Origin of the sequence: Paenibacillus sp. FSL W8-0439 (assembly GCF_038008995.1) — a bacterium.
Classification (GTDB): domain Bacteria; phylum Bacillota; class Bacilli; order Paenibacillales; family Paenibacillaceae; genus Paenibacillus; species Paenibacillus polymyxa.
The window spans coordinates 3,121,814-3,142,774 of record NZ_JBBPAK010000001.1; the positions used below are offsets into that span (position 1 = coordinate 3,121,814).

The following is a 20,961-nucleotide window of genomic DNA, read 5'->3' on the forward strand; positions in this document are numbered from 1 at the left end:
ATATGAATTTTTCATATAATGAATTATTTTCTTTAAATTTCATTCGAACGAGGTACCAAAATACTTTGATTTACAGCAAAAAACCGCGCTATGCGCGGTTCGGGCTTCCGTAATGCTATGGCTATTCATTAATAGGTTGAAATTACTGCAAATATTCAAGCGCCAGCGCTAAAAAAATATGTCCTGAGATGAGTAACGCACGCTCATCAAAATCAAAGCGAGGATGGTGGTGAGCAAAATGGGTTCGTTCATCCTCATTACGAGCGCCCACAATAATAAAAGCTCCAGGTCGTTGTTCTAGATAATAGGCAAAATCCTCTGCTCCCATGGCCGGTTTTAAGTCCATAAAAGCATCTACTCCATACAGCCTACTGACTAGCTCACGTACCCGTTCTGTTTCGGCCTCGGCATTCACCAGAGCAGGATAACCATTCAAATAATCAATTTCGTATCCCGCATGATAAGCATCCGTTAGACCTTTTACGATACTACGAATTTCGTTTTCGACTTCCTTGCGTATATCCTTATTAAACGTACGTACGGTCCCTTCAATTTTGGCTTTATCTGCAATTACATTAAAGGCAGTTCCTGCTTGAAATACCCCAATCGTTAACACTGCTGATTCCGTAGGGTCCACTCTGCGACTCACGACCTGTTGTAGTCCGTTCACAATTTGACTTCCAATAACAATGGAATCCACTGTCTGATGCGGTCTGGCGCCATGTCCGCCCTTGCCGTTGATTTCAATTGAAAAGGCATCGGCAGCAGCCATTGCCGGCCCACTCTTTAAGCCGATTTTGCCCAGTGGAATTTCCGAGGAAAGGTGAATACCATATACTGCTTCCACCCCATCCAGACAACCATCCTCAATCATGAATTTGGCTCCGCCAGGCGGTTTTTCTTCGGCATGTTGAAAAATAAACACAAGCTTTCCCTTCAGTGTCTCACGGTGATGGCTTAACACTCGTGCCACTCCTAGCAACGCAGCTGTATGACCATCATGTCCACAAGCATGCATAACACCGGGAACGGTCGATTTATAAGGCGCATCCTTTTCATCCTGAATAGGAAGTGCATCAAAATCAGCACGAAATGCAATCGTTCTACCTGGCTGCCCGCCTTCTAAAAAACCGAGCACACCGTTTCCACCGACATTCGTTCTTACTTCAATACCAAAAGAGCGTAATTGGTCTGCGATAAATGCAGATGTATTCGTTTCCTCAAAAGAAAGCTCTGGATGCTGATGCAAATATCTTCTCCACGCAATCAGTTCTTGTTCACCATCTTTTAGTTCCTGAACCCATTTCTCCAGCATATTACCCTCTTTTCCTATTGAATTTATATACTTCTATCCTTATCTTACCATAAATGATTCCAATAAGTTATATATGAATTACCAAATAACTGTATACCTGCGTTTTTACCAATGTCAATGCAAGTTCTAATTGGAACGATCCATGAACAGAAGGCTTGAAATGACAACAAAAAAGCCGACAAAATATTCTCCTCGGCTTTTTTCTGGTGGTTTTCTATTATGAATTTTTCATGTATTGAAAAACTGACTTATATTCCCTCGTACTGGATGTGTTTGCTCCCTATACTCACCATTCGTATAGCTTCCAATGACCTTGCGCCAAAAGGATTGGGCTGGTCTATTCGTGCTCATCTGAGTCACCTTCCATCGCCCATTAAAACGTCCAAACAGCTCATGAGCCGCCCAAGTGCCCACGCCATTGTGTCGATAAGGACGAAGTACAAAGAACTCAGCCATGTAATAGTCAGCTTCTCGATTGCTAGACATTCGGTCAACGAGTGCAAAGCCCACAGGAATATCCTGTCTCCAGATCAAAAAAGGCAGCTTTTGTTCGCCGCTCGTCCAGTATTGATACAAGTCTGGATAAGCCGGGAATGTCCCCTTCTCAGTGACATCAATTCGCAGATAGGCTGTAAAATCGTATAAGTAAAATTGCATGAGCTGGACAATAATGTCCTTCTGCGACTCTGGTACACTCTTTATGGACAGCTTCAATTCTGATTTGATATTATATCCCATACTTTCACCTCTCTTGGCGGTCAGCTTGTTCTTTACTTTGATTACTCCCATCCAGTGCTGTTCAAAATATGCTAAAATACATGTATTATGACCGGACGAGGTGAACCCTATGAACATACAAAAGATCATCGACCGGCGCAAACTGGATGAAAAGTTGCCGGATTTGCCATGGTACGTACAGCAATTTATGGATTACAAGCTTCCCGACCTATCCCCCTCTACTTTGCTGGAATATGTGCGGGATTACGAAGCTTTTTTTTCATGGCTTCGCTCGGAAGGCTTGTCTGCCGGAGAAACGAATGCCCAAGTGACACTGGAAGAATTAGAGACACTCCATATGGATAGCATTACAGGTTTTCGTTTGTTCCTGTCTACCAAACGCGAAGGCTCCAATTCCCGCATCACCATTTCACGTAAGCTATCGTCCTTGCGTTCACTCTTTCATTATTTGAGCCAAATCGCTGAGGATGAAAACTTTTATCCGTTGCTCAAGCGCAATATTATGGCCAAAGTCGAAATTAAGCGCGTACATAAACCCAAGGATACGGCCGCCAAGCTCAAAGGGAAAATACTGGAAGAGGAAGAACTGCTTGAATTTATCGGCTATATTTATGAAGGCTATGGACAAGATTTGGCTGATAACAAGCAAGCCCTATACTCCTATGAATTGAACAAGGAGCGAGATGCCTGTATCGCAAGTCTTATTCTGAACTCGGGACTGCGTGTATCCGAAATCGTCAACTTGAACATGGACGATCTCGATATAAACAATAAATTGCTGTATGTGTACCGTAAAGGAAATAACGATGAAACTTTTAAAACGCCAGTATATTTCCGCGAGCAATCCAAAGATGATCTCGCACTTTATTTATCCTTAAGACATACCCGTTATCGCGCTCCAAAAAAAGAAAAAGCTCTTTTTGTCGCGCGACCCAACGGCAGGGCTGAGGGCAAACGGATGACTAAAAGAGCGATTCAAGCAATGATCATCAAATACGCCAAGCGGTTCGGCAAGCCCTATTTGACCGTTCACAAGCTCCGTCATTCCTTTGCTACTGACTATTATTTACAAAATGATATTTACAAAACCAAGGAACAGCTGGGTCACGCTTCGACAGAAACAACGGAAGTCTATGCCCACCTGACTGACAAAACGATGTCTCAGGCGATCGAACGACGGATAGAGACTCAGACTGACTCCGCTAATTAGTGGCCCTCTTATCCCTGCTCTGTCTGAAATCCCATTTTGTGCCTCTGAATCTGTTCGAGTAGCCAGCAGCCTGCCGGTTCGCTGGCATCGGCAGGAAATATTTGCACCGTTTGTTCATCTGAGTAGTAATCCTGAGCCCAATCCATGTGGTACTCCCAAACTACTACTCCCTGCACATTTGTCAGTTCCTGAACAAGCTGCGCATCCAATTGTTCCCGCACCATGATCAGCTTCGGATATTTTTCCTGCTTGAAACCTTCCAGCAACACACAGTCATAGGCCTGAAAATGCCGGATGAGTCCGATCACAGGCCGACTATGTTCCTCTAAAATGGCAGTTCTTCCTGCCGAAACAATCGCTACGCCTTCGGCACCCGCCTGTCGGTGCTTGTACGTATCTGTCCCTTCATGATCCATCTCAAATTCATGACCATCATGCTTGATCACAGCTACACGTAGTCCTGACTGCTGCGCATAACGAATCAAACCTCCGAGGAAGGTTGTTTTTCCTGTATTTTTGAATCCGACGATTTGACATACAAATGGATATTTCGTTTTCACGTCACCTGTCCGCCTTGAAGCACCAGTACATGCACTTCTTCACCTTCGTGCAAGCCTTCTGTTGTGGGAGGAACTACGATCAGACAATCGCTGTCCTTAATCGTAACCATAGCACTGGATTCATCTACTCGCGCAGGAATCGCATATACTTGCCCACTACGTATCTCCAGAGAACTGCGTACAAAGCGGGTATAGTTGTTTACCTTCGTATAATCTGCTCCTAGCTTCGCCGTCCAGGTTTGCAAATACGGATGTGCCGAAGATAACATCATTTGAATAGTTGGTCGTACAAACAGCTCACAGCCTACAAAGCATGCACCGGGATTGCCAGAGAGCGCAAATAACAGCTTACCGTCTATCACTGCGGCTGTGGTTACACTACCTGGACGCATCGTAACCTTGTTGAACAGCATATTCACATCTTCCTGTCGTACGAGATCACCCATAATATCAAAATCACCCACCGACACTCCACCACTCGTAACCACAATATCATAGGCAGCTATCGCTTCTCGGACAGAAGCACGAGCAAGGTTCAAATCATCATGAATGGCTTGCAGAATGAACGGCTCTCCTCCTGCCTCTCTAATTTGAGAAGCCAGCATATATGTATTACTGTTTCGAATTTTCCCCGGTTGTAACGGCTCATCCACTGCGAGCAATTCTGATCCAGTGGAAAAGACAGCCACCCGTGGCTTCCTGTAAACAGGCACCCGATGTACACCAAAAGTAGCTAGTACCGAGACATGCCCCGCTCCCACGCAAGTTCCCTTACTGAGCAAAAGCTGACCTTCCTTAATCTCATGACCAATTTGTGTCACATTTTTGCCAACTTCCATACGCTTCTTCAAGCCAACATATGTCTGTCCATTTTCCTCACGTAGCTGTATCGCCTCCAGCATCACCACCGTGTCCGCTCCTTCAGGTAGTTGTGCTCCTGTCATGATGCGGACTGCCATTCCCGTCTCCACCCGCTTGTCCGATACGGTGCCACAAGGAATTTCATCAATCACGTGTAGCCAGATTTCCTGACCGGTCGAACAGACTTCAGTGTCCGAGGCAAGGATCGCATAGCCGTCCATACCAGAACGACGAAAGCGGGGATACGGATGTGGCGCAGTCAAATCCATCGCCAGATAGCGACCATGTGCTTGCTCGAGCCCTACGTCCTCCCTTTCTCCCTGTTGAACATAGCTAGCTATCCTGCTTTGTGCTTCTTCCACCTTAACTGCTTTACGTTGGAATTTTTCTGTGTTTAATGGCGTCTGATTCATGTTCTCACTCCGTTCTTCTAAAATACCCTCTTTCTGTTATAACGCTAAAACCGTTATCTGGCAAATCCGAACGGTGTTTATTGGATACTGCAAGTCTCTATCCGCCAAAAAACAGCCTGAATATCATATTTCGGCTGTTATTGGTAGATTTTGGTTTTTTGGTTTTGCATGTCATTACGTCAGTTTTCTACGTATATTAAGTTATATTATTTTTACCGAAATAGATTGAATCTATTGAAACCTCATACAACGAGGACATTTGCTGCGCTCGAGCTATTGTTAAATCCGATGAATCTTCCTCTATATGTTTTAATTCATTCATTGACATACCAAGTATATTGCAAGCTATTAACTCACTATAACCTGAAGCGAGTCGTGCCATCTTTATTGTATAAAAGCTAGTGCAAGTTACATTTTCATTTTTATCTGCAACCATCCAATCAACTCCACAATATAATTGATAAAAAAGTAATTTACCTGTATACTCTGAACGAAACACTTTTCCCCTGTTAGGAGCAAGTAAGGTGCAAAAACTTACTCGGGGGAAATGCCTTTTGAAAGAGGAGCTCAAATCTCATGGACGCACTCAATCATGGCTCGCCCGACGAACTGGATATTCGCGGCAACAAATATCCAACTGGATCGCGGGACGTGACAAAATGTCATTCGAGGCGGCAGTCCTCATTTCTAGGATATTGGAGTGTAAAGCTGAGGACTTATATGAGTGGGAACTTGCCTGACAAACAGGCATTTCCTTCGGGCCGTTTGTACATGCCGGCATTTACATTATATATCCCGCTTTCACCCTCCTTTTCTTATATGTAGATTGTTTTTACCTTAATTTAAAAGATTGTTATTTTTTTCATAATCAAATTTTATCACATAGAAAATGATTAAAAACGGGAAATATGTCGAATTAAATCGAACCCGTCCGGCTTATCCTAGTCTAACTGATTATTGACTTATTCATTTAAATCTGGTAACAAAAATGACCCCTGAATTTTCATGGGTCATTTCCACAATTTTTTAAGTGCTTTAAGTTTATTATGAGACATCGAGCAAGTGAAGTCTGATCCTTCGAATCGTACCAAACCTCCAAATGCGTTAGACTCAATCTCACAAACCAATTCTAGGTTTATCAGGGTGTCTTTATAAGCAGGATATAGATACGGAAAAGCTTCCCTGCAAGCTTGTGCGGTTAGCCCGATTGAATAAGAACGATCTCCAGAGTGAAAACGCGGGACATAATAATTTTTTTTAGGTTCCCACATATCCACACTAAGCATATTCCCTACTTTAAAAAAACCGCTCACTGCCGCTTTACCCACTACCTTAATTTCCGATCCGAAAATATAACGAATTTCTCTATCGGCATTCATTGCATTCTCATATATTTGTTTCCATCGAGATAAATTTGCTGAATTTATACTTTCTTTAATGTCTTGATTTTTAAAAACAACCTGCCCCCCTCCATAATCTCCCGTAACGATCTTGTCCACTTGTGTGATGTTAACCAAATTAGATCCGTCCAAATTGCAAAAAGTGGGTAAGCCTACGGAACATTCATGGAGGGTGGTGGGAACTGTAAATCTTCCATGAGAAGTATGAAAAAGCGGGATGTGATAATTGCTTTTGGGCTTCCACAATTCAATCGCAACTAGGTGATTCTCACAAAAAAAAGAGCAATCTCCAAGTGAATTGTCATCAAGCAATGGAGTAGCTAGGATGCGCTTTCCCTCTTCCATTAAATTCAGTTCTTTTCTGTTTTCTTCAGCTCAGCTGGTACAGGTTTAGCGCCAAAAATTGTTTTTTCTTTTTTGGTAGACTCGTTAGCGTAATTACCAAGGCTTATACTTAAAGCTCTCGCCAATTTCTTATCCATTTTCGCTCACCTCCTTTCCATAAAGGAAGAATACTGAATGCTTGTATAATTAAAGATAAACATATTATGTGAGATTGTATAAAAAAATTTAATATGCAAACCAAAATACATATCGTTTTATAATATTTGTGATGTTTGGTCTTGTTAATATAGATAAAATGATTGGGAGCATATACTACAAACATTAATAATGAACAAGCGTTAATTATCAAAATCGTTGATAAACTTAAAGAGACGAAAGGTATAGTTACACATATGGCCGTTGTAAAACAGACACAAAGGGTAAGGTTGCTGAAGTGTACCCCTCCTGAAAATCTCCTTACAAACATGATCGTAGCTAGGGCTAGTAATGCCCCCCAAAAATGTCCTGTTATCCAGGCCATAACTGCGACCATTAGTACTGCCGAAATTTCGGTAATTTTCACACCAATCGCATACTCCATCACTTCTACACTTGTAGGTCCATCAGGATCAGCTTTCTTTATTTCTGATGCGATGTGCCTCGATAGCGTTTCTAGCATCCTCGTAATCTCCTTTCTCTGATAAGAAGTACGAAATTCCAAAAGTCAGCAATGAGATGGAAAGTAGTCCTATCGTATTGGAGTTATAGAGCATATACAAAGTAACAAGAATCGTGACAAATGATATTAAGGAGCCTATAATGAACATTTTATTAAGGGGTGATAGGTAATTTTCACCTTTCAAAAAATCATGTGGGGGCTGAATGATAAATGAGAAACCAAAGTTGTATTTCCCCATGACAAAAGAAATAAAGTACGCAGTAAAAATAGAAGCTAGCTGTATAACGTAAATGGAAGAGCCAGCTGTATCACTTATAACACCTGGTTGTGCTACTCCGAAAAAGTTTGCAAAGATATATACAAATAACTGTAGATTAATGTAAGCTGTAAGACCGGAACCAGCAGAAAAAGCCGCAAGATATGTTTTGATCCCTAAACCAAATCTTAAAAAGAGAACCATTAACAAATACTGAAGCGGAAAATCAAATTTAGGCATGCCTATAACTTCTCTCATGAGAAAGGAAAACAAGGCTATGCCCATTGCATAGAAAATTATTTTTCTTCGATTTTCCCACACGGGAAGCATATAAAGCTTCAAGACCAAAGTAACTGCCGCTAAAGCATCGAAAAAACCAAGTATAATATATAAGAGAGCAGATAACACAGTTACATCATCCTCCTATTTCGCCTGATGTAATTGTATATTTTACTAATAGATGTGGCAATGAAATAATCTAGTAAACTGGATTTTTTTGTATGAATATGAGATGAAATTTTCTCCCCCTGGTTTTCTTTTTCAAACTCGACATCCATTCGTGGTAATAAAAAAAGTCACCCCAAGTGAGCGACGTTGCTTTTGCCAATGTATTATGTTGGTTTTTTTTCGATATCAAGGTTATAATCTACTTAATTTGGGGTGGAGGGATTATTGTGGCTTTAAGTGACAATTTCAAAAAATTACGTATAAAATATCATTTGACTCAACAAGAGCTTGCTGAGATCGCTGGGGTTACCAATAAAGCAATTTCAGCTTGGGAGAGCGGACTTTCTGAACCACGGATGGGTGCTATAGAAAAGATAGCTCGTCATCTCCATATCAAAAAAAGCAATATCATTGAAGAAGATGGCATTGAGCACATAAGCCCTGATCGCAGGTCAAAATAGACGGCAATAAAATCGAAGTGAGGGAGCATCCATTCAATTTACATTAGTAAATGTTAAACAACAAAAAAAGGAACTGTGCAAGACAGTTCCACAGTTCCGCAAACAACTTTAGAAGAAAATAAAATATTACCCATCATCGTCGACTTCGCCGGCTAATTTTACCTGAGCCGCTGCGTGTTTTAGGCTTACTATAAGATTTGCGCGGCGAATCAAATATGCTGGAACCACCGCTGCTGCCTCGGTCACGTGAAATCGAGCCTCTACTCGGTGAACTGCTGGAGCCTCTATCGAATAGACTTCCGCTTGATCCAACGCTGGAATCCGAATTTTTTCCTCTACGGGTAACTGAACCTTTTCGTTCCACCGTTATCGGCGGGATCGCTTTTTTCTCCTGTGCTGTTGGAGCACGATATTGCCCTTGTGAAGGTCGGTATACATCTCTGCTCGAATAACCTCGATAGGAGCCAGACCCCCGCAATGAATCGAACAGAGCATCCAGCACAGTTGCAGTTAAGTATCCTTTTAGAAAGCTGGAACTGTAATTTTGCTCGACATACTTTTTACTGTCGATTTCAATGAGTGTATCTTCCTTCTTAGCTGGATCTTGCTGCAAATGGTACCATTCATCGCTGTATACCAGAAACATCCGCTCATTGCTCTGAGGCGATATTTGTTCCGGTGTACGCTGTTCTTTCAATTCCTCCGCTACTTCGGGAACCGTTTTGCCTGCCGCCCGATATACGTACGAGGTCGAGTTTCCGCTACCACTAACGGATTCCAGCGGATACGTATCTTTCACATTTGGCGCCCCGCAGCCGCTTAGCACGGATACGAACAAGCTCAGCGCCACAATGACCTTTAATGCATATTGCCAGGTGCGTTTGCCCATGTGTAACCCTCTCCTAGCTAGCCCGAATAACCTTGACGTCTCCGGTAATCACTTCTTCTCCTTCATAAAGCATAAAGCGACCGTCCTGCCACTCTACCCGCAGTAGATGGTAATCATCAGACTGGTACTGCCAAACATGTTGCTCTCCCCCCTGCCGGAAAGGAGCACGGCCCATAACGGTAACATGCCCAAAATACTGTTCTTCCAAATGATACGTTGTATCATCCAGTTCTAAAATGGTCGGTACTTCCTCCGGGTTGTCTAGTCTGCCATCGATGGCCTGATATAGTCCGAATTGCAGTGTTTCCCGTTCCTCAATATGAAGATAACTCACTTGATTACCATCCTGAAGCGTCAAAACAACGGCATTCCGAGCACGATTATGTACACGACCTACCACTTCATAGGTGACAAGCGACACTTCACAAATATCACCAGGATTTAAGTGAAGCATGCTTTTTTCCGCTTTCGGCGGTTCAGGCTTGGCAAATAGATTTGAAATTCGTTTCCATACACTCATGGTCATATTCCCTCCTTACTTTGCCTAGAAGCATGCTGTAATGATCAAGGCACCCACCAAATGCAGCGCTCCTGAGAACAAGCCGAAACCAATTTTACCTTCTTGGGTACCTTTATCCAAATCAAACTGTGCCCAATACCGCAACAGCAGACGCACAATCACCTCCAAAACAAGCAAGATGATAAAGGCAATCACAGAATACACAAGCGCTTCGAGCAAATTATTAGCTGTAGCAATTGAACCCGATAAAATGTATCCTTGTGCAATCAGCTTCATAATCATCCGGACTGTTACAGCCATATTTCCGGCTTTTACTTCGGCAAAATCCTTATACTTTGTAAATAAAGAATCGACATACATTAATACGAACAGCAAAATAGCACCTGCGCCCGTCCATACCAGCATCGCTTTCATCGTTTCTAAAAAATGCATTTGCTACCATCCTCCACATCTTCTTGACTACATATATTGATTTACGCCCCCAGGCAGGGAAAAGCGAAGGAGATAACGTTTCTCCTTCGCTTACTGAGCCATCACACTAGCGGCAATGCTTAAAAGTTCTTATTTATTTTCGTATTGTTTCAGCAAAGCAGCAAGTTCGTCGTCCACAGCACTTTTCTTATCCAGCTCTTTGAACTCTTCATCCAGCGATTTTTCCTTGGAAGCCATTTCGTTGCTCGCTTCAGCACGTGCTTCTGCTTGCAGCATTTTTTCCTCCATACGCTTTAATCCAGCAGTTGCCGTATCCGAGCTAAAACCATTCATCGCTTTGTTAATTTCGGTTTGCGCTTTAGCTGCATTATAACGGGCAACCAGTGTCTCGCGCTTGTTTTTCATTTCAGTCAGCTGTCTGCGCATTTCATCCAGCTTACCACGCAGGTTGTCAGCTGCAGCTTTGTTTTGCTCATAACCAGCTTGGAACTCGTTCATTTTTTGTTCGGCAGATTTCTTTTCTTCCAGCGCACGACGAGCAAGATCCACATTTTGTGCTTTTGCAGCCGTATGAGCCTGTTCTTCGCGTTTTTTCACCAAAGCTGCCTGTTCTTCGTATTGCTGTTTAAATCTCTTTTCAATAGCAATTTGAGCGGCTACCGCTTTCTCTGCGTCTTCCAGATCCTCTTGCATATCACGAATGTATTGATCCGTCATTTTAACTGGATCTTCTGCCTTGTCGATAATGGCGTTAATGTTAGACATCGTAAGATCTCTTAATCGTTTGAAAATAGACATGTGAAGTTCCTCCTAGAATTGAATGCTTAAATTTTAAGCTCTGTACACATGTTTACGCAAGCTTTGCAAAGAGGTTTCAAAAATATCTAAAAACCGCGTAGATAAGGCTCTGGAATATCCGCCTGTACTTTTAGCGCCCGTGATGCATGCAGCGCCCAATAGGGATCACGCAGCATGGCACGCCCTATGGCTACCAGATCAGCTTCATTGTGCTGAACGACTCGGCGGGCATCCTCATAATCATCCAATAAGCCGACAGCAATGACAGGCACATTCAATTTCTCACGGATGGTATGAGCCAAATCCACCTGATAACCAGCACGCGCAGACGGACCTCCGCTGGAACCAATCGGACCCTCACCACCAGAAGAAATATGGAAAATGTCTACACCCGCATCACGATATCGTTCCCCTATGGCTGCTATGTATTCAACATCATATCCGTCTTGGACATATTCTTTGGCAGATATCCGCATTAGCACAGGCATATCAGCAGGAAGTACCTCTTTAACAGCACGTATCACCTCAACACCAAACAGTGATAAATCCTGCCCATACTCATCTTCTCGGGTATTGGTTAAAGGAGAATGAAATTGATGGATTAGATAGCCGTGAGCGCCATGAATCTCTACCGTGTCAAAACCAGCTTCTACCGCCCGACGCGCCCCCTCTTTGTAGGCAAGAACCAGTTCCTTGACTTCTGCTCGCGTCAAAGCGTGCGGCTCTTTAAATCGTTCACTAAAGGGGATCGAGGACGGGCCTACAGGTGGCTCAGCATCTTCAGCCTTGCGTCCGGCATGGCCTAATTGAATGGCAATTTTGGCACCATACTTGTGGACTTCCTCTACCATTTTACGATATGCAGGAATATGTTCATCACTCCAAATGCCCAAATCACGATCCGTAATGCGCCCATCCGGATGAACCGCTGTCATTTCCACAATTATGAGTCCAGTCCCTCCTACCGCGCGACTCACATAATGGACATAATGCCAATCCGTCGGTTTGCCGTCCTTGGCCTCCACGCTGTATTGGCACATTGGGGGCATGACAATCCGATTTCTTAAAGAAAGCCCCTTTAATTGATAAGGAGTAAACAAGTCGGTCACTTTTATCCATCCTTCCCTCAATTCCAAGTCTGTAGCATTATGAATAGCATCCCCATTATACACCAGCTGTCACGGTATACCGAATCCTTTGTAAGGCTAAAACTTACGAAAATGCTCCAGTTTTCGTTCATGTTTAAGAGAATATGCGCGTTTACTTCGTCATCTTCACGGATATCCGCTTCATGATGTGCTTCTCTTCAGTCGTGTAGGACTTCACTCAATCACCAGCATAATTTTAATAGGACAGGTACATAATAGCTGAGAGCACCACTAGGTACCACTGCACGGAAAGGGGGAATACAAATGCGGTACAGGGGAGTGTTGCCATGTTTAGCACTGTTACTAGCATTTTCAAGTTTTCCCGTTCACGCTGACACGCCTCCCAACATCGGAACGCCCCATCCCAAGGAAGCTACTGTCGCTACTTCGGTATATCAAAGTAAAGATCGAGCTACTCCAACATTAGCGATGCTACGAAAAAAGCATGCGGACATTTTTAAAATGTGCGGCCCGCACACCCGCCAAATTGCCTTAACCTTTGATGATGTGCCCGATTCAAGGTATACGCCGCAGGTTTTGGACGTATTACACGCAAACGGTATCAAAGCTACGTTTTTTATCGTCGGCCATCGTGCGGAAAAGCATCCGGGGATCATACGCCGCATCATCCGCGAGGGTCATGCTATAGGAAACCATTCCTATACTCATCCGGATTTCAGGAAGGCCACACCAGAACGCTTTCGCCACCAGATTACAAAAACAGAACGCATTTTAGAAGCCAGCGCAGGTTTTCGGCCCAGATTGATACGACCACCCTATGGTGAAATCACGGAGCCTCAAATTCAGTGGGCGCGTCGTCATGGGTACATGATCGTCAATTGGAATGTGGACTCTCTAGACTGGAAGGGATTAAGCAAAACACAGATTCAGCGTAACGTGATCCCGGCTACCAGACCTGGCTCCATTATTTTAATGCATGCAGGTGGAGGTCAAAGTTCCAACTTGCAAGGTACTGTCCAAGCTTTGCCGGGTCTAATCCACTCTTTAAAAGCTAAGGGCTACAAGTTTGTCACAGTCCCCCGGCTACTTCACACATCGGAACGAAAATAACAGTATGTCTAAGCCTCGTATATACCAACAACGTAAAAAGGCTGCCTTGACGAGCAGAATGCTTCTGCTTGTAAGACAGCCTTTTTTAGCGATAAACGACCGTACTGATAAGAAGTCGTCCCAGTTATATGTTGTGTGCTATAATATTAAGTTTACATAATATATATTATGTTTAATGAAATCAAATATATGCACAATGCTATTTATCAATAACGTACAGTTTCACATTTTGGAAGCCGAAGTCGTTCACGAATGATTTGTTGCCAGGGATAAAGATATCAATCCGCTTTCCGGTAATAGCGCTGCCCTGATCACGGGCAACGGCTACAAAAGAATGGTCTGGCAAGCCGGGATGGGAATAGCCTGTAACTAGCACCTTTGTTCCCATAGGAATGACTTTCGGGTCTACTGCAATTGTACCCAGTTTAAGCGGATTACCGTAGTAATCGACTGCACCCCATTTGCCATTTTCATCAGCTGCGGCTGAATATGCTGTTGCTTTAACATCAACAACTTTACTGTAATTGAATGTTTTGCCCCATGCTTCAATTGTTGGCCTCTCATTCGCTGGTGCTTTCTCCGTAAGAAGCTGTGGTTTCGAATCCGAAGCCGTCTTCACACTTTTTTCGTCTGGCACTTTAATTTGTAGACCTGCATATATGTTGTTGGACGCAATATCCGGGTTAGCCTTCGTCAAGTCATCTACCGATACCCCATAACGTTGAGCAAGCAAAAAGAAAGTATCGCCTTCTTTGGCAGTATGAAGCGAAGCAGCATTTGCTACTCCTGCTGTCTGTGCCAATCCTGCAATCGCTGCGGCAAGCACCGCAAATTTCATGGTTTTTCCAATATGTTTTAAGTGTTTCAAAGATATGTACCTCCTCTGTTATGCCTGCGAAGTTAGCTGTCGGATTCGGACTCAGGAGAAGCCCTATGCTTGTGCAATTCACCCCTAGGCATATTCCACAACATCTATATGACGCATTGGAATAATTGCCGTTGTTACGTCCCCCGCACTTCCCATGGTTTGAGCCCAGCACCTGAGTAATTGTTATCATTGCTGCTGCCCCGGTAAGTTTTGGCTTACTGCATAATATCACAATTTTGTAACCTTATCTGCATGAAAATGTTGGGAACCTTGAACATCATACTATATCCATTACAATTTTGTCATCAAAAATCGGTTTTTTGTTACGAAAATATGGAGATATGGTGACAAAAGGAGAAAAGCCCTCCGTGAAATATCATCACGAGAGGGCTTTGTCAATAATTCATAAAAGCATTTTCTTACAGCACTTTAGCCAGAAAATCACGGGTACGATCATGGCTTGGAGTTCCGAAAACTTGCTCCGGCGTACCTTGCTCTATAATTTGACCGTTGTCCATAAAGATGATTCGGTCTCCTACCTCACGAGCAAAGCCCATTTCATGCGTCACGATCACCATCGTCATGCCGCCTTCAGCGAGCTTCTTCATCACATCCAGAACCTCTCCAACCATTTCAGGGTCCAGGGCAGAGGTAGGTTCATCAAACAGCATTACGTGCGGCTGCATGGCGAGAGCACGTGCTATCGCTATACGTTGCTTTTGACCGCCAGATAACTGGTTCGGGTAGGTATTCTTCTTATCCTCAAGACCCACGGTCCGCAGGAGCTCCAACGCAATTTTCTCCGCTTCTTTCCCCGATTGCTTCTTCACCTGCGTTGGTGCAAGCGTCAGATTCTGCAGTATTGTTTTATGCGGAAACAGATTAAAATGTTGGAAAACCATCCCCATCTTCTCCCGAGTCGCATTAATATTATGACCACGGGCCGTAATCGGCTCACCCTCAAACAAGATTTCCCCTTCTGTTGGCTGTTCCAACAGATTCATACAACGCAAAAACGTACTTTTCCCCGAACCACTCGGGCCGATAATGACGACTACTTCACCTTTGGCGATATCTATATCAATGCCTTTTAAAATTTCATTCTTACCGAATGATTTACGCAGTTGTTTAACGGTGATCACTGGCTCTCAACTTCCTTTCCCATAAACCCAACAGCTTAGATAAGCTGAATGTCATTACAAAATAAATAGCGGCTGCGATTACGAATGGACTTAAGCCTTCGTAGGTAATATTCTTAATGACCTGGGCTTGATACATAATGTCCACCATCCCAATGGTCGAAATAATAGAAGATTCTTTAATGATCGTAATGAACTCATTACCAATAGCAGGCAATATAGATTTAAATGCTTGCGGTAAAATAACGTGACGCATCGCTTTGCCTCGTCCCATCCCGAGCGAGCGGGCAGCTTCCATCTGTCCACGGTCTACGGCCTGAATACCAGCACGGAAAATTTCAGCCAAATATGCCGAACTATTCAGAGACAACGTAATTATACCGGACTGGAGTGGCGTAAAATTAACACCTAACGTCAAAGCAACTCCGTAATGAATGATCATAAGCTGCACCAGCATAGGTGTGCCGCGCAGTATCTCTACATATGCGGTACCTAGCCACTCGATAATACGAATACCACTCATCCGCAGCAAGGATATGATCAGGCCAATAATGAATCCGAACAGTACTCCGAGCGCAGACAGCAATAGAGTGTAGCCGATACCCGTAGCGTAGAAACTGCGATATTTCAAAAATATATCTACAATGCTATTCGAAGAAACCTGTCTGTCAGCAGACAGTGCACTCGCTTCTGTAGAAAATTTCTCAATCGATCCGTCCGCTTTCAGGCGAGCCAACGTTTTATTTACTGAAGCAAGCAATTCCGCATTTCCTTTACGGATGCCTACAGCAGTTTCTGCTCCTTCATCTTCAGGTACTGCTTTAGCAAGTGTTACGGTACCGTCTAGCGTGTATCCTTTAGCAACGGTATCTTCGATTACAACCGCGTTGATACGCTTGGTCCGAAGCTGGAGTACCAGATCGGATATTTTATCCAATGAGGTTACAGAAGCATTAGGCACTTTTTGCGCAATTTCTTCCTGGATACTCCCCTTCTGCGCACCGAGCTTCTCTCCTTTTAGAGCAGCCATCGTTGAATATTTGTCTTTGTCCTCTGGACGAACCATAATGACTTGCTTGGAACGATAGTATACATCCGAAAAATCAATGCTTTTTCTGCGTTCATCCGTCGGCGTCATACCAGACAGCACCAAGTCTACGCGACCACTTTGCAGAGCAGGCAGCAAAGAGTCAAAACTCATGTCCTCTGGGACCATCTCTGCATCCAGATCCTTGGCGATTTCCTTGGCGATTTCAACATCAAACCCGACAATGGTATCCTGACCGTTAATAACTTTGTGAAACTCATACGGCGGGAAGTCAGCACTCATACCCACTACAAGTTTTTTCTGTGGCTTTCCTTCCGATCCGTATGCAGTGAGCATAGGAAGACCAGCCAACAGCAAGATAACCGCCGTCAAAACCAGGGCGGTAAAACGATATGCCTTTTTCAATCTTTTTTTCTCTCCTTAAATTCTTTATAATAAATAAGATTGTGTCATTATAAATGAATATGCATGATTATGCAATGAATGTTATAGTACAATTTTAGTATATCTATCGCAGTACCTACATTACAGCATATATAAAGGAGTTTTCAGCATGAATTTTAAACAGACCATTCAACACACCATTGAACAGCATGCCGAGCGGTTTAAGGACATTTCGTTGTATATAGGCGCAAACCCTGAACTTGGAAACGAGGAATTCCTAGCCTCTGCCCGTCTAAAAGAAGAACTTGCCTTTCACGGTTTTGAAGTTCAGGCACCCATATTGGGTATAGAAACGGCCTTTATTGCTACTTACAAAGCAGTCAAGCCTGGACCAGTTGTTGCTTTTCTGGCAGAATATGACGCCCTGAAAGGTTTAGGGCACGCCTGTGGACACCATTTGATATGCATGATGAGTACAGGTGCTGCCGTCGGTCTCAAATCGATCATCGACGAGACTGGTGGAGAAGTACGTGTTTACGGCACACCTGCCGAAGAAACACGCGGTGCAAAAGTTCCGATGGCGGCGGCTGGATTGTTTGATGATTGCGACATAGCCATGATGACACATCCCTTCGATCGCTACGAAAAATCAGGAAAATCGCTGGCGATGGATGCTGTACAGTTCGAATTTTTTGGTCAATCCGCTCATGCTGCGGCCAGTCCGCACGAAGGGATTAATGCCTTGGACGCTGTGATTCAAACGTTTAATGGGATCAACGCATTTCGGCAACAGGTGAAAAGTACAGTACGTATCCATGGCATCATTAATCAGGGTGGGCAGGCTGCCAATATTATTCCTGATTACGCCTCAGCTCAATTTTACGTGAGAGCCGCGACACGCCAAGAACTGAACCCGCTTACCCGTCGTGTTATTCAAATTGCTGAAGGAGCTGCTTTACAAGCCGGGTGTCGCTTGGAAACCTCCAATTATGAGACTTCTTATGATGAAATGGTGACTAACGGTGTACTCTCCGACACCTTTACTGCAAATTTGGTGCAGGCTGGTATTGCGCAAGAAGATATTACGGAAGGCGAAGATCATGGCTCTATGGATATCGGAAATGTATCACTTCATTGCCCTGCGATCCATCCGTACATTCAAGTTATTGACGAGAAGCATGCCTTGCATACACCAGAATTCCGCGATTTGGCGATGCAGGACCGCGCAATGGAAGGAATGCTCTTGGCCGCGAGGACCTTGGCATGGACAGCTTGCGATGTAATCACAAGTTCTGAGCTGCTGGCACAGATTAAAGAAGAATTCGCTCTACTGAATAGCAAAAGCTAAAATCGGAAATGCCGTCTTCTTGGAGAAAGGAGTGCCTTTATGAATAGTATGAGTAGCTTTTGGACGTTGTTTATTGTGGTTGACCTCATCATTTTTTGGTTTATATTCCGAGCAATACGCAGGAATCGTGGAAACAGAAGCACGCGCCGCCGGAATGCATTTTTCCTTAGTTCCCCGTCTCCTTCGTCACTCACGCAAGAGCGTCATCCAGAGATTACGGAGCTGAAGGAGCTGCTGGAGCGATCCATTCCAGCCTCCTATGCTCACAACGTAAAGCAACGTGTCATGGAAGCCCACCCTAATCTGACGGAACAAGAATATGACTGGCGCTGGCATGAGCTAAAACGATACTTCATGCTATGCGCGATTATGAATCGAGTGCCTATGTTCAGTAGTGATGTGGATGAACTATGGCACGAAATGTTAATGTTTACGCGCGAATACCAGCAGTTCTCGGAAGCTTTTTTTGGTCGTATGCTTCACCATGCTCCCCATTCGGGCGGCTCTCAGCCGATGCCAGAGGAGCGGGCGTGGTTTGACTGGTTGTATGTGGAATGCTTTGGCTGGAATCGCTATAGCGCCAGTTTGTGGGGAACTTTTTTTAATCATCCATTACCGAATGATGAGCTTTCACACTATTACAACCTGACAGCTTCAGCGCAGCCAGTAGGTGACCGATGGAATATAAGTGAAAATATAGGCATTTCAAAGCAGACACAACAAGCGGTTCATAAGATAGTCCAACACCTCCGTGAGCGGGTAAATAAAGCTGTAAATGATCCTGAGGGCAAGCAGCTCCCCAAGATCAACTATTTGCAGGTTGACTATTTGCTACTGGCTGTTGTGTGGTATTCATGGTATCGGCCTGATGAATTTGCCATACACATGCACCCAGACTCTACAAGCAGTGCCGCCCTAGCCAGCTCATCCGGCTGTAGCTCTGCAAGCGGCTGCTCAAACTGGGATACACACCACTCGCACCATCATTCCTCCCATGACAGTTCTCATGGTGGAGGCTCTTCTCACCACGATTCAGGCGATTCTGGGAGTCATTCCTCTTGTAGCAGCGGATCTTCGTGTGGAAGCAGTTGTGGTGGCGGGGGCGACTGACCGCAGCAAAAAAGGGAATTCCTCAGCCAGACACTGGCTAAAGGGATTCCCTTTTTTATTAGCACAAATATGGTATCCTACTCTGTTCCATCAATCTTTGCTAGCGAACGGTAAATATCCATATAAGCCTCGGCCGATACATCCCAACTGTACTCTCCTGCAAAGGCCGTCTGTGTAAGCTTGTTCCAATGCTCAGGTTGGCGATAGTAATCAACAGCACGACGAATGGTGTGCAGCATGTCATGTGCATTATAGTTCGTGAAACTAAAACCGTTACCTTCACCTGTGGATTCATTATAAGCCTGTACAGTATCGTTCAGCCCTCCAGTTTCTCGCACTATAGGGACACTTCCATAACGAAGCGCCAGCAGTTGACTAATCCCACAAGGCTCAAACCTCGATGGCATAAGATACATGTCACTTGCCGCATATATTTTTCGTGACAGTGGCTCGCTAAAAGTAAGCTGCGCCGACATTTTCAGAGGATACCGTCCCGCTGCTTCCCGGAACCAGTGCTCAAAAGCCGGGTCCCCTGTTCCCAGCACGACAAACTGAATATCGTCATAATACAAGATTTCGTCAAGCACTCTCGTAACCAGATCTAGCCCCTTCATATCCACAAGTCTAGTTACCATTGCTATCATAGGTACGTCCGGACGCACCGGCAGACCTAGCTCCTTTTGCAAGGCAATTTTATTTTCCTTTTTCTTTGCCAGACTTGTGCGGTACTTTGTATAAATACGGTTGTCTGTGGCAGGATTGTAGCTTTGGGTATCAATTCCATTCACAATCCCCGTTAAGCGTCCCTGCTCTCCTAATTTACGAAGTAAACCCTCCAGTCCGTATCCGTAAAATTCAGTTTGAATCTCCTCTGCATAGGTTGGACTCACGGTCGTGACATGATCGGAGTAAGTAAGCCCACCTTTCATAAAATTCAGTCTGCCATAATATTCCACACCTTCGGAAGTAAAATAGCTTCCATCCAAGTTAAGCAGCTCCGTTAAGACCTCATATGGAAAATCACCCTGATACAACAGATTATGTATCGTAAACACCGTGCGAATATCGTTGTAAAAGGGCAAATGTCGATAATCGGCATTCAGAAGCAGCGGAACCATTGCCGTATGCCAGTCATGACAATGCACAATATCCGGCCGAAAATTCAGTTCAGGCAGCACTTCCAAAATCGCCCGGTTAAAGAAGGAGAAGCGTTCGCCATCATCCATGTAACCGTAAATACCGTCACGACCGAAGTAATATTCATTATCTATAAAATAAACCCTGATCCCGTCCAACGTCAGCTCCTCTACTCCACAATACTGATCACGCCAGCCTACAGCTACATGCTTGACCGTTACCGGACGCAGAGACTTCTTATAGGTATCGGGAATGCCCGCATATTTAGGTAAGATGATTCGGACGTCACATCCTGCCTGATGAAGTGCCTTTGGCAGTGCGCCAATAACATCAGCCAACCCGCCTGTTTTAATAAATGGATGTGCTTCTGCTGCCGCAAACAAAATGTTCATATGTGCTTCCTCC

General features: G+C 44.1%; 24 protein-coding genes and 1 riboswitch. Of the genes, 6 read left to right on the top strand and 18 right to left on the bottom strand.

Going from position 1 to position 20,961, the window contains the following annotated elements; translation table 11 throughout:
* Positions 1-142: 142 nt before the first annotated feature.
* Entirely contained in the window at positions 143-1,315 is a 1,173-nt protein-coding gene (locus MKX36_RS13235) for a M20 metallopeptidase family protein (protein WP_277507190.1), read from the bottom strand.
* Between the two features lie 228 nt (positions 1,316-1,543).
* Positions 1,544-2,053, bottom strand: coding sequence for a GNAT family N-acetyltransferase (locus MKX36_RS13240; protein ID WP_017427739.1), 510 nt, complete (start codon positions 2,051-2,053; stop codon positions 1,544-1,546).
* A 109-nt stretch (positions 2,054-2,162) separates the two neighbouring features.
* Here MKX36_RS13240 and xerS point away from each other — a divergent pair, with 109 nt between their 5' ends.
* The gene (gene xerS / locus MKX36_RS13245; protein WP_016820737.1) at positions 2,163-3,263 is read left to right on the top strand and encodes a tyrosine recombinase XerS; all 1,101 of its coding nucleotides are present in this window, start codon (positions 2,163-2,165) and stop codon (positions 3,261-3,263) included.
* 8 nt (positions 3,264-3,271) lie between these two features.
* Here the strand turns inward: xerS and mobB are convergent, their stop codons facing one another.
* The 3 genes from mobB to MKX36_RS13260 form a co-directional block, all read right to left on the bottom strand.
* Entirely contained in the window at positions 3,272-3,823 is a 552-nt protein-coding gene (gene mobB / locus MKX36_RS13250) for a molybdopterin-guanine dinucleotide biosynthesis protein B (protein ID WP_340864857.1), read from the bottom strand.
* Positions 3,820-5,097, bottom strand: coding sequence for a molybdopterin molybdotransferase MoeA (locus MKX36_RS13255; protein ID WP_340864858.1), 1,278 nt, complete (start codon positions 5,095-5,097; stop codon positions 3,820-3,822). The genes mobB and MKX36_RS13255 overlap by 4 nt, the downstream gene beginning before the upstream one ends.
* A gap of 196 nt (positions 5,098-5,293) precedes the next feature.
* Positions 5,294-5,533, bottom strand: a complete 240-nt coding sequence (locus tag MKX36_RS13260) for a helix-turn-helix domain-containing protein (RefSeq protein WP_016820734.1) — start codon at positions 5,531-5,533, stop codon at positions 5,294-5,296.
* Positions 5,534-5,621: 88 nt separating this feature from the next.
* Between MKX36_RS13260 and MKX36_RS13265 the strand changes: the two genes are divergently transcribed.
* Complete coding sequence (locus MKX36_RS13265) at positions 5,622-5,837, top strand: helix-turn-helix transcriptional regulator (RefSeq protein ID WP_016820733.1); 216 nt, start codon at positions 5,622-5,624, stop codon at positions 5,835-5,837.
* 270 nt (positions 5,838-6,107) lie between these two features.
* Here MKX36_RS13265 and MKX36_RS13270 read toward each other — a convergent pair whose 3' ends face one another.
* Genes MKX36_RS13270 through MKX36_RS13280 form a run of 4 tightly spaced genes read right to left on the bottom strand, consistent with a single transcriptional unit; the run spans position 6,108 to position 8,164 of the window.
* Complete coding sequence (locus MKX36_RS13270; protein WP_016820732.1) at positions 6,108-6,842, bottom strand: hypothetical protein; 735 nt, start codon at positions 6,840-6,842, stop codon at positions 6,108-6,110.
* A gap of 5 nt (positions 6,843-6,847) precedes the next feature.
* Complete coding sequence (locus MKX36_RS13275; protein ID WP_016820731.1) at positions 6,848-6,979, bottom strand: hypothetical protein; 132 nt, start codon at positions 6,977-6,979, stop codon at positions 6,848-6,850.
* Positions 6,952-7,500, bottom strand: a complete 549-nt coding sequence (locus tag MKX36_RS25410) for an accessory gene regulator ArgB-like protein (RefSeq protein ID WP_080561169.1) — start codon at positions 7,498-7,500, stop codon at positions 6,952-6,954. The genes MKX36_RS13275 and MKX36_RS25410 overlap by 28 nt, the downstream gene beginning before the upstream one ends.
* Positions 7,451-8,164 (bottom strand): hypothetical protein, encoded by a 714-nt coding sequence (locus MKX36_RS13280; protein WP_340864859.1) that lies wholly within the window; start codon positions 8,162-8,164, stop codon positions 7,451-7,453. The genes MKX36_RS25410 and MKX36_RS13280 overlap by 50 nt, the downstream gene beginning before the upstream one ends.
* Positions 8,165-8,430: 266 nt before the next feature.
* Here MKX36_RS13280 and MKX36_RS13285 point away from each other — a divergent pair, with 266 nt between their 5' ends.
* The gene (locus MKX36_RS13285) at positions 8,431-8,664 is read left to right on the top strand and encodes a helix-turn-helix transcriptional regulator (protein WP_016820729.1); all 234 of its coding nucleotides are present in this window, start codon (positions 8,431-8,433) and stop codon (positions 8,662-8,664) included.
* A gap of 133 nt (positions 8,665-8,797) precedes the next feature.
* Here MKX36_RS13285 and MKX36_RS13290 read toward each other — a convergent pair whose 3' ends face one another.
* The 5 genes from MKX36_RS13290 to MKX36_RS13310 form a co-directional block, all read right to left on the bottom strand.
* Positions 8,798-9,553: a DUF4247 domain-containing protein gene (locus MKX36_RS13290; RefSeq protein ID WP_019687402.1), complete on the bottom strand. Its 756-nt coding sequence runs from the start codon at positions 9,551-9,553 to the stop codon at positions 8,798-8,800.
* A gap of 13 nt (positions 9,554-9,566) precedes the next feature.
* Entirely contained in the window at positions 9,567-10,073 is a 507-nt protein-coding gene (locus MKX36_RS13295; RefSeq protein ID WP_017427734.1) for a DUF4178 domain-containing protein, read from the bottom strand.
* Between the two features lie 24 nt (positions 10,074-10,097).
* A complete protein-coding gene (locus MKX36_RS13300; RefSeq protein ID WP_013371429.1) occupies positions 10,098-10,505 on the bottom strand; it encodes a DUF350 domain-containing protein in 408 nt (135 codons plus the stop codon).
* Between the two features lie 129 nt (positions 10,506-10,634).
* Entirely contained in the window at positions 10,635-11,303 is a 669-nt protein-coding gene (locus MKX36_RS13305) for a PspA/IM30 family protein (protein WP_013371430.1), read from the bottom strand.
* A gap of 86 nt (positions 11,304-11,389) precedes the next feature.
* Positions 11,390-12,412, bottom strand: coding sequence for an NADH:flavin oxidoreductase/NADH oxidase (locus MKX36_RS13310; protein WP_016820725.1), 1,023 nt, complete (start codon positions 12,410-12,412; stop codon positions 11,390-11,392).
* Positions 12,413-12,715: 303 nt separating this feature from the next.
* Between MKX36_RS13310 and MKX36_RS13315 the strand changes: the two genes are divergently transcribed.
* Entirely contained in the window at positions 12,716-13,522 is an 807-nt protein-coding gene (locus tag MKX36_RS13315) for a polysaccharide deacetylase family protein (RefSeq protein ID WP_016820724.1), read from the top strand.
* A 199-nt stretch (positions 13,523-13,721) separates the two neighbouring features.
* On the opposite strand, the gene MKX36_RS13320 is transcribed toward MKX36_RS13315, so the two are convergent.
* The 3 genes from MKX36_RS13320 to MKX36_RS13330 form a co-directional block, all read right to left on the bottom strand.
* A complete protein-coding gene (locus tag MKX36_RS13320) occupies positions 13,722-14,390 on the bottom strand; it encodes a 3D domain-containing protein (protein ID WP_045244510.1) in 669 nt (222 codons plus the stop codon).
* 6 nt (positions 14,391-14,396) lie between these two features.
* A riboswitch (cyclic di-AMP (ydaO/yuaA leader) is annotated at positions 14,397-14,566 on the bottom strand.
* A 243-nt stretch (positions 14,567-14,809) separates the two neighbouring features.
* Positions 14,810-15,532 carry an amino acid ABC transporter ATP-binding protein gene (locus tag MKX36_RS13325; protein ID WP_013371435.1) on the bottom strand — a complete coding sequence of 241 codons (723 nt, stop codon included), beginning with the start codon at positions 15,530-15,532 and terminating at the stop codon, positions 14,810-14,812.
* Positions 15,519-16,982 (bottom strand): ABC transporter substrate-binding protein/permease, encoded by a 1,464-nt coding sequence (locus tag MKX36_RS13330; RefSeq protein ID WP_017427733.1) that lies wholly within the window; start codon positions 16,980-16,982, stop codon positions 15,519-15,521. The genes MKX36_RS13325 and MKX36_RS13330 overlap by 14 nt, the downstream gene beginning before the upstream one ends.
* 148 nt (positions 16,983-17,130) lie before the next feature.
* On the opposite strand from MKX36_RS13330, the gene MKX36_RS13335 reads away from it, so the two are divergent.
* Positions 17,131-18,309 (top strand): M20 family metallopeptidase, encoded by a 1,179-nt coding sequence (locus tag MKX36_RS13335; RefSeq protein WP_340864860.1) that lies wholly within the window; start codon positions 17,131-17,133, stop codon positions 18,307-18,309.
* Positions 18,310-18,348: 39 nt separating this feature from the next.
* Positions 18,349-19,419: a hypothetical protein gene (locus MKX36_RS13340; RefSeq protein WP_107733528.1), complete on the top strand. Its 1,071-nt coding sequence runs from the start codon at positions 18,349-18,351 to the stop codon at positions 19,417-19,419.
* 77 nt (positions 19,420-19,496) lie between these two features.
* On the opposite strand, the gene glgA is transcribed toward MKX36_RS13340, so the two are convergent.
* Positions 19,497-20,948, bottom strand: a complete 1,452-nt coding sequence (gene glgA, locus MKX36_RS13345) for a glycogen synthase GlgA (RefSeq protein WP_340864861.1) — start codon at positions 20,946-20,948, stop codon at positions 19,497-19,499.
* Positions 20,949-20,961 lie beyond the last annotated feature (13 nt).